Source organism: Pseudomonas uvaldensis, assembly GCF_021271205.1.
Lineage (GTDB): Bacteria > Pseudomonadota > Gammaproteobacteria > Pseudomonadales > Pseudomonadaceae > Aquipseudomonas > Aquipseudomonas uvaldensis.
Map to the genome: position 1 here is coordinate 1 of NZ_JAIWKS010000034.1, position 1,393 is coordinate 1,393.

A 1,393-nucleotide genomic window follows, 5' to 3' on the forward strand; every position below is an offset into this window, starting at 1 on the left:
TCCTGCAGCATGAACCGCCCGGCACGGGTGCCGGCGTCCACCGCGGTGAGGATGAACAGCGCTTCGAACAGGATCGCGAAGTGGTACCAGAACGCCATGGTGTTCTCACCCGGCAGCACCGAGTGCAGGATCTGCGCGATACCCACCGCCAGGGTCGGCGCACCGCCGGCGCGGGCCAGGATGGTGGTTTCGCCGATGTCCTTGGCCACCGCCTGCAACGCGTCCGGCGTGATGGCAAAGCCCCAGTTGCTGACGGTCTGCGCCACGGCCACCACGTCGGTGCCGACGATGGCCGCCGGGCTGTTCATGGCAAAGTACACGCCCGGCTCGATCACCGAAGCGGCGACCATGGCCATGATCGCCACGAAGGACTCCATGAGCATGCCGCCGTAGCCGATGTAACGGGCGTTGACTTCGTTATCCAGCAGCTTGGGCGTGGTGCCCGACGAGATCAGGGCATGGAAGCCCGACACCGCGCCACAGGCGATGGTGATGAACAGGAACGGGAACAGCCCGCCCTTCCACACCGGGCCGGTGCCGTCGGTGAACTGGGTCAGCGCCGGCATCTTCAGCTCGGGCATGGTGATCAGGATGCCGATCGCCAGGGCGACGATGGTGCCGATCTTGAGGAACGTGGACAGGTAGTCCCGCGGCGCCAGGATCAGCCACACCGGCAGCACCGCCGCGACAAAGCCGTAGCCGATCAGCATCCAGGTGATCTGCACGCCGGTAAAGGTGAAGGCCTTGGCCCAGACCGGATCGGCGGCCACCTGCCCGCCCAGCCAGATCGAACCCAGCAGCAACAGCACGCCGATGAGGGAGATCTCACCAATGCGACCCGGACGGATGTAGCGCATATAAATGCCCATGAACATCGCGATCGGGATGGTCGCCATCACCGTGAAGATGCCCCACGGGCTCTCGGCCAGGGCCTTGACCACGATCAGCGCCAGCACCGCGAGGATGATGATCATGATCAGGAAACAGCCGAACAGCGCGATGGTGCCGGGGATGCGGCCCATTTCCTCGCGCACCATGTCGCCCAGGGAGCGACCGTTGCGGCGGGTGGAGAGGAACAGGACCATGAAGTCCTGCACCGCACCGGCCAGCACCACGCCGGCGATCAGCCACAGCGTGCCGGGCAAATAGCCCATCTGCGCGGCCAGGACCGGCCCGACCAATGGTCCGGCGCCGGCAATGGCGGCGAAGTGGTGACCGAAGAGGATGTGTTTGTTGGTCGGGACGTAGTCCAGGCCATCGTTGTTGAGCACGGCAGGCGTGGCCCGGCGCGCATCGAGTTGCATCACGTTGTTGGCGATGAAGAGGCTGTAGTAGCGGTAGGCGACCAGGTAGATCGCGACGGCTGCGACGACGATCCAGAGGGCGTTGATCG

At 65.3% G+C, this 1,393-nt stretch carries 1 protein-coding gene; it reads right to left on the reverse strand.

The window, feature by feature from the left end; all coding sequences use genetic code 11:
- Window positions 1–1,391 (reverse strand): carbon starvation CstA family protein (locus LCU97_RS26450; RefSeq protein WP_232778206.1); only part of this gene is annotated, 1,391 nt, incomplete at its 3' end.
- Between the last annotated feature and the right edge of the window lie 2 nt (window positions 1,392–1,393).